This is a genomic window from Methylobacterium platani, from assembly GCF_001653715.1.
GTDB classification, from domain to species: Bacteria; Pseudomonadota; Alphaproteobacteria; order Rhizobiales; family Beijerinckiaceae; genus Methylobacterium; species Methylobacterium platani.
Map to the genome: position 1 here is coordinate 297,695 of NZ_LWHQ01000047.1, position 7,167 is coordinate 304,861.

At 71.7% G+C, this 7,167-nt stretch carries 8 protein-coding genes; 5 read left to right on the forward strand and 3 right to left on the reverse strand.

Translation table 11 applies throughout. From position 1 onward, the window contains the following. The first annotated feature begins 10 nt into the window (after positions 1-10). Together atpD and atpC are read left to right on the forward strand one after the other, a co-directional pair. Positions 11-1,468 carry a F0F1 ATP synthase subunit beta gene (atpD, locus tag A5481_RS24005; protein ID WP_048431688.1) on the forward strand — a complete coding sequence of 486 codons (1,458 nt, stop codon included), beginning with the start codon at positions 11-13 and terminating at the stop codon, positions 1,466-1,468. A 79-nt stretch (positions 1,469-1,547) separates the two neighbouring features. After that, positions 1,548-1,949 carry an ATP synthase F1 subunit epsilon gene (gene atpC, locus A5481_RS24010; RefSeq protein WP_048431689.1) on the forward strand — a complete coding sequence of 134 codons (402 nt, stop codon included), beginning with the start codon at positions 1,548-1,550 and terminating at the stop codon, positions 1,947-1,949. Between the two features lie 222 nt (positions 1,950-2,171). On the opposite strand, the gene A5481_RS24015 is transcribed toward atpC, so the two are convergent. The 3 genes from A5481_RS24015 to A5481_RS24025 all read right to left on the reverse strand — a co-directional run bounded on the left by A5481_RS24015 (position 2,172) and on the right by A5481_RS24025 (position 6,036). Further along, positions 2,172-3,557, reverse strand: a complete 1,386-nt coding sequence (locus tag A5481_RS24015) for a sulfatase-like hydrolase/transferase (RefSeq protein WP_048431690.1) — start codon at positions 3,555-3,557, stop codon at positions 2,172-2,174. A 266-nt stretch (positions 3,558-3,823) separates the two neighbouring features. Further along, positions 3,824-5,437, reverse strand: coding sequence for an AMP-binding protein (locus A5481_RS24020; protein ID WP_048431691.1), 1,614 nt, complete (start codon positions 5,435-5,437; stop codon positions 3,824-3,826). Beyond that, positions 5,434-6,036 carry a nitroreductase family protein gene (locus tag A5481_RS24025; RefSeq protein ID WP_197514230.1) on the reverse strand — a complete coding sequence of 201 codons (603 nt, stop codon included), beginning with the start codon at positions 6,034-6,036 and terminating at the stop codon, positions 5,434-5,436. Before A5481_RS24025 ends, A5481_RS24020 begins: the two co-directional genes overlap by 4 nt. A gap of 149 nt (positions 6,037-6,185) precedes the next feature. Here A5481_RS24025 and A5481_RS24030 point away from each other — a divergent pair, with 149 nt between their 5' ends. From A5481_RS24030 to A5481_RS34735, 3 genes are read left to right on the forward strand one after another with little or no spacing between them, the layout of a single operon-like run. Next, positions 6,186-6,545, forward strand: a complete 360-nt coding sequence (locus tag A5481_RS24030; RefSeq protein WP_048431692.1) for a hypothetical protein — start codon at positions 6,186-6,188, stop codon at positions 6,543-6,545. Positions 6,546-6,549: 4 nt separating this feature from the next. Next, positions 6,550-6,843: a hypothetical protein gene (locus A5481_RS24035; protein ID WP_048431693.1), complete on the forward strand. Its 294-nt coding sequence runs from the start codon at positions 6,550-6,552 to the stop codon at positions 6,841-6,843. 26 nt (positions 6,844-6,869) lie between these two features. Further along, positions 6,870-7,043, forward strand: a complete 174-nt coding sequence (locus A5481_RS34735) for a hypothetical protein (protein WP_167350019.1) — start codon at positions 6,870-6,872, stop codon at positions 7,041-7,043. Positions 7,044-7,167: the final 124 nt, after the last annotated feature.

The following is a 7,167-nucleotide window of genomic DNA, read 5'->3' on the forward strand; positions in this document are numbered from 1 at the left end:
GATAAGCATCATGGCGAACACTGCCACCCCCGGCGCCGGCTCGAACAAGACCGGCCGCATCACCCAGGTCATCGGCGCGGTCGTCGACGTGCAGTTCGAGGGCCACCTGCCCGAGATCCTGAACGCCCTCGAGACCAAGAACAACGGCAACCGCCTCGTCCTCGAGGTCGCGATGCAGCTCGGCGAGAACACCGTGCGCTGCATCGCGATGGACACCTCCGAGGGCCTGGTCCGCGGCCAGGAGGTCACCGATACCGGCGCGCCGATCCGCGTCCCCGTCGGCGCCAACACCCTCGGCCGCATCATGAACGTCATCGGCGAGCCGATCGACGAGGCCGGCGAGATCAAGACCGAGTCGCTGCGTGCCATCCACCAGCCGGCCCCGTCCTACGCCGAGCAGTCGACCGAGGCGCAGATCCTCGTCACCGGCATCAAGGTGGTGGACCTGCTCGCCCCCTACGCCAAGGGCGGCAAGATCGGCCTGTTCGGCGGCGCCGGCGTCGGCAAGACCGTTCTCATCATGGAGCTCATCAACAACATCGCGAAGGCCCACTCGGGCTACTCGGTGTTCGCGGGCGTCGGTGAGCGGACCCGCGAGGGCAACGATCTCTACCACGAGATGATCGAGTCCAAGGTGAACATGGACCCCAAGGAGCACGGCTCCGCGGAAGGCTCCAAGTGCGCCCTGGTCTACGGCCAGATGAACGAGCCCCCGGGCGCCCGCGCCCGCGTCGCGCTCACCGGCCTCACCGTCGCCGAGCACTTCCGCGACGAGGGCCAGGACGTGCTGTTCTTCGTCGACAACATCTTCCGCTTCACGCAGGCGGGCTCCGAGGTGTCGGCGCTGCTCGGCCGCATTCCCTCGGCGGTGGGCTACCAGCCGACGCTCGCCACCGACATGGGCGCCCTGCAGGAGCGCATCACCACCACCACCAAGGGCTCGATCACCTCGGTGCAGGCGATCTACGTGCCGGCCGACGACCTGACCGACCCGGCGCCCGCCACCTCGTTCGCCCACCTCGACGCCACGACCGTGCTGTCGCGCTCGATCGCCGAGAAGGGCATCTACCCGGCGGTGGACCCGCTCGACTCGACCTCGCGCATGCTGTCGCCGGCGATCCTCGGCGAGGAGCACTACACCGTCGCCCGCCGCGTGCAGCAGGTGCTGCAGCGCTACAAGGCGCTCCAGGACATCATCGCGATCTTAGGCATGGACGAGCTGTCCGAGGAGGACAAGCTCACCGTCGCCCGCGCCCGCAAGATCGAGCGCTTCCTGAGCCAGCCGTTCCACGTCGCCGAGATCTTCACCGGCTCGCCGGGCAAGCTCGTGGCTCTCGAGGACACCATCAAGGGCTTCAAGGGCCTGGTGGACGGCGAGTACGACAACCTCCCCGAGGCCGCCTTCTACATGGTCGGCTCGATCGAGGAGGCCAAGGAGAAGGCCCAGCGCCTCGCCGCCGCGGCCTGATCGGCAGCGTCAAAAGCGGGCCCGGCCGTCAGGTCGGGCCCTTTCGCGCGTCTGACGAAACCGGAATCGACCCCAACCCATGGCCACCTTCCAGTTCGACCTCGTCGGCCCCGAGCGGATCCTGTATTCGGGCGCGGTCGATGCCGTGCAGCTGCCGGGCTCCGAGGGCGAGATGACGGTGCTGCCCGGGCACGCGCCCGTGCTCACCACCCTCAAGACCGGCATGCTGGTCATCACGGAGAGCCCGCAGCACGGCAAGCGGGTGCTGGTGCGCGGCGGCTTCGCCGAGATCAACGCCACCTCGCTGACCGTGATCGCCGAGCGCGCGACCCCGCTCGAGGAGCTGACCCCGGCGATCATCGACGCCGACATCGCGGCGGCCGAGATGCTCTACGACGCCACCGACGATTACGACCGCAAGCTCGAGATCGAAGGCCAGATCGCACAGCTGCGCGAGGCCAAGGTGGCGCTGAGCTTCTGACCGCCGGTCCCTCCGGACGGATTCGCGCGAGGGCGGCGGGACCGAAGGGTCCCGCCGCCCTCGTTGCGTTCACGGGCCGGGATCGCGCGTCATACCGCAGCGCCTTCGAACGGATCCGCTCGCAGGCGCTGGCTCAGCCCGCAAGGCTTCCCCTGTCCTCGCGTCGGCGCTGATGCGCCGGACGCCTCGGCATCGACGTGTCGAGGCCGAGGCGCGCGGGTATCACGGCAGGGTCGCGACCGGGATCGGCGAGAGCCGGATCCACGACACCCGGCCGGGCTCGAACGCATCGCGGGCCGCCCGGCGCCACAGCGGCGGGGCGTGATCGCCGACGAGCAGGATCTCGGTCCCCGGCTGGGCGAGGGCGAGGCGCGCCACCGCGGCGAACAGGTCCTGCCAGATCTCCACCATGGCGCAGACTTCCGGATCGGCGAAGGCGCTCCCGGCCTGCCCGCATCGCTGCCGCGGCGTCGCCTCGCCCCGCGGCACCGGCACGTGCGAGTTCAAGGTGAGCCAGTAGACGAAGGTGGGGTCGTCCGCCGCCGTCAGCTCGTCGCGGACCACCTGCGCCAGATCGGTGTCGCAGGGGCCCGGGAAGGGGCCGCCGCAACGATGGGCGACGCGGGGTGCCAGGGCCCTGGCGAACAGCCGCGTCTGGAAGCCGGCCTCGGGGTACCAGAGCGCGCGGTGGTAGAAGCCGGAATGGAAGCCGTGCACCGCGACCGTCCGGTAGCCGCGGGCGGCGAAGCGCTCGGGCAGGCAGGTCGGGTCCTCCTCGGCGAAGGCCCGCTCGTAGGACCGATAGGTGCCGCACAGCTCGCGCATCTCCCCCCACGCGGTGGCGCCGTAGAAGGGGCTCGTCCCGGTCGCGACGGCGTAGAGGCGGCGCAGGGCGGGGTCCTCGAACGCTTCGGTGAGGATCGCCCGCTGGCCGGGATCGCGCAGGACGCCCAGGCTCTCGACCATCACCAGGAGGATCCGGCGCGGCGGCCGCGGCTGGTCGGGCAGGGCGTCGAACCCGGACCGGAGGCCGCCCGATTCGAACGGCCGTCCGACGCTCGCCATCGCTCCGAAATCGTAGGCGGCGGAGCCGTTGACCAGGACGTCGCCGGCCAGCATCGCGGCGACCGCCGCCGCGAACAGGCGGCGGCTGCCCCGGCGCATTCCCGGGCCGCCGCGGAGCAGCACGGCCAGGTAGAGGGCCGTGGAGGACGCGACCGCCGCCGCGGCGACGGCGTAGGCCGGCGTGGCCAGGAGCGCCGGCAGCAGATCGAGCCGGATCAGCGGCAGCAGCGCGCCGAGATCGAGGAAGAACAGGCGGCCGACGGTGAGCAGGAGATCGAGCCCCACCAGCAGGAGGCCGAGCCCCGCCAGGACGCCGCCCGGGACCCGCCCGCCCAGCAGGGCGAGCGCGGCGTAGAGCGCGATGGCGCTCGTGCGCGGCGGCACGCCCGCGACGGTGCCGGCGACCAGCGCGAGGGCGTTCGGCAGCACGAGCCCGCCGAGGAGCAGCAGCAGGCTCGCCCGGTCCGGCAGCAGGGCCGCCGGGCCGGATGCGAGAAGCCGCGAGGACGCGGCAGCGAAAGTCCGTACGTGACGCTGGGTCATGTGAAATCGATAGGCGGACCGTCGTTAAGAGATCGCTCCGTTTTGTTGCAATGTCGGATCGCAGCAAAGTTTTTCGGCAGGTCTGTACGGGATAATATTCCCAATTGACGCTATGTCGAAGACAATTCAATTGAGGACGATAGTCCATCGGGCGCGGACGTCCGGCCCGCGCCGATCGGGAATGGGACATCGCCGCGTCGCGCGCGGCGCCGCACTTCGCCGGGCCGTAACGCGGCCGGCACGGCGCGTACCCGACCGCGCGCTCCCTACGCCTCGTCGCGCAGCACCCGCCGGATGATCTTGCCGGTCGTGGTCAGCGGCAGGCTGTGCCGGAAGGCGATCTCGCGCGGGTACTCGTGGGCCGAGAGCCGCGTGCGCACGAAGGCCTGGATCTCGGCGGCGAGCGCCTCGGAGGGACGGTGCCCGGGGCGCAGGACCACGAAGGCCTTGACGATCTCGGTGCGGACGGGATCGGGCTTGCCGATCGCCGCGGCGAGGGCCACCGCGGGATGGCCCAGCAGGCAATCCTCGATCTCGCCAGGGCCGATCCGGTAGCCCGACGAGGTGATGACGTCGTCGTCGCGCCCGACGAAGTGGACGTAGCCGTCGGCGTCCGTCCGGCCCTGGTCGCCGGTGGTCATCCAGTCGCCGAGGAACTTGCGCTCCGTCGCCTCCGGGTCGTTCCAGTAGCGCAGGAACATCACCGGGTCGGGCCGGGCGACGGCGATCTGGCCGGTCTCGTCGATCGCGGCCGGGCTGCCGTCCGGCCGGATCACCGCGACCCGGTGGCCCGGCACCGGCCGCCCGGTCGAGCCCGCCCGCGCCACGCCCAAGGCCGCGCAGGAGGCCAGCACCAGGTTGCACTCGGTCTGGCCGTAGGCCTCGTTGATGGTCAGGCCGAGCGCGTCCCCGGCCCAGTGGAAGGTCTCCGGGCCCAGCATCTCGCCGGCCGAGGCCAGGGTGCGCAAGCGGCGCAGGTCGAAGCGCCCGCGCGGGTCCGCGACGGTGCGCAGCATCCGGAGCGCCGTCGGCGGCACGAAGGCGTTGGCGACCGACAGGTCGGCCATCAGCCGGAACGCCTCCTCCGGCTCGAATTTCTCCGCCTTGCGCGCCACCACGGCGACGCCGTGATGCAGGCTCGGCAAGAGCGCGTTGAGAAGGCCGCCGGCCCAGGCCCAGTCGGCCGGGGTCCACATCCGGTCGCCGGCCTTCGGCATGAAGTCGTGCATCATGGCAAAGCCCGGCAGGTGGCCGAGCAGCACCCGGTGGCCGTGCAGCGCGCCCTTCGGCGGGCCGGTGGTGCCGGAGGTGTAGATCATCAGGGCCGGGTCGTCGGCGAAGGTCTCGACCGGGACGAGGTCCGGCGAGCCCGCCGCCAGGAGGTCGGCGTAGCCGACAGCCCCATCGGCCGCGCCGTCGGTCGAGACGACGAGGGCGAGGTCGGGCAGCGCGTCGCGCAGGGGCCCGAGCTTGGCGACGCCGCCGGCATGGGTCACGACGGCGCGGGCACCGGCATTGCCCAGGCGGTGGAGCAGGCCTTCCGGCCCGAACACCACGGCGAGCGGCAGCGCCACGGCGCCGAGCTTGTAGATCGCCAGGTGGGCGACCACCACGGCGGGGGATTGCGGCAGCAGCACCGCCACCCGGTCGCCGGCCTGGATGCCGTGGGCCCGCAGGGCGTTGGCGAAGCGGTTCGAGGCCTCGCGCAAGGACGCGAAGCTCCAGGTCTCGATCCGGCCGTCCGGCGCCACGTCGAGGATCGCCGGGCGTTCCGGATCGGCCGCGGCCCAGCGGTCGCAGACGTCGACCGCGATGTTGTAGCGCTCCGGGATCCGCCAGCGGAACCCGGAGCGCCAGTCGTCGTAGGAGGTCGGGCTCACGCCTCGCGCGGCGGGAACCCGCCCTCGAACGTGAAGTCGGACAGGGGATGGCGGCCGTTCGGGGTCTCGCGGGCGCGGGTCTCCTCCGGCAGGGTTGCGGGATCCGCCTTGCGGCCGACCGCGAAGGCGGCCTCGACCCGATGATGCGGCGGCAGGCTCAGCGACGCGGGCGCCCGCTCGTGATCGAAGCCGGTCATGCCGTGGGCGTGCCAGCCCATCCTCACCGCCTGGAGCTGGAACAGGGCCGAGGCCGTGCCGGCATCGAAGGAGGCGCTGTAGGAGGGCTTCAGGCCGTCCGGGGTGTTCATCATCCCGTTCGAGGCCAGGAACACCAGCGCCCCGGCATTCTTCACCCAGCCCTGGTTGAACGGCACGAGCAGGCCGAACAGCGTCTCCCAGGCGGGGGTGTCGCGAAGCGCGTAGACGAAGCGCCAGGGCTGCGAGTTGTAGCCCGACGGCGCCCAGCGCGCCGCCTCGATCATCGTCATCAGGTCGGCCTGCGGCACCGCCTCGCCGGTGAAGGCGCGGGGCGACCAGCGCTCGAGGAACTGCGCGTCGATCGGATGGTCGGCGTTGCGGGAATTGGCAGAGGTGGTCACGGGCAGGGGATCTCCGTGGAGGTCGCGCCGTCCTGCCAGCAAGCGCGGCGGTTGTCACGGACCCTATGGCGCGGCTGCCCCGCGGAAACCTCATACCGCGGCGGGTGTTGTCCCCGACACGGACGGATCGGCCGCAACGGGAGACGACGATGGCGAAGACGGATCAGGCGCGGCCCAGCTTGCGCGACTTCGACCCCTATACCGACCGCAACGGGCAGGACATGGGCCAGGATTCGCCCCTCGACGTCGGCGTGCCGCAGCGCACGCAGGGCGACATGGCCCACGACCCGATGGGCCAGGCCCGCGACGCCCGCGTCGCCTCCGACTTCAACCGTCTGGACGCGATCGGCGCGACCGACGGCAGCCAGGCGACCGAGGACGAGACGCCGCCGGAGAACCTGCGCCGGATCGGCGACCCCTCGACCGGCACGCCCGCAGCCCAGACGCCCGCCGCGAAGGAAGCCATCGACCGCGCCACCGCCGCGGTGGGCAAGGACGAGGGGGAGTGAGGCGATGACGCGCAAGCCCGACGACGTGGTGGGCAGCCGGGGCGAGCCCGCCGTCGGCGACGGCCACCAGACCCCCGAGCAGGCGGCGATCACCCGCCAGGAGGGCGGCGGCCGCGACGAGGCCGAGTTGAAGCGCGAATGGTCCTCGGCCGGTACCCCCGGCCGACCGCCGGTCTCGGTCGGCGGCAGCTCCGGCGGCCATTCCGACCAGATCGCCGCGCAGGGTCCCGGCGAGGGCAGGAAGGTCGCGGACGGCGGGTCCCGGACCGAGAAGACCGGCGGCAAGACGGATTGGTGACGAGACGGATCGGTGAGGAGCACGGCATGGCGGAGCGCAAGGACGACCGGGACCGCAAGCCGGCCCGCGACGACAAGATCACCGCCGACGACCTGAAGGGCGTCGCGGCGGTGCCGCAGGACGGCGACGGCGAGGGCAACAAGTCCGGGGCGCATGCCGGCGACCGGCAGGGCGACGAGGTCGATCCGGGAGCGGGCTAGAGCATTTTCCGACGAAGCGGATACCGGTTCGTCTCAGAAAATGCGGCAAAATCGATGACCTAGAGAGCTTCGCGATTGCAACACCACGGTACACGACACGATATCCGTCGCCCTGCGGTCGGCC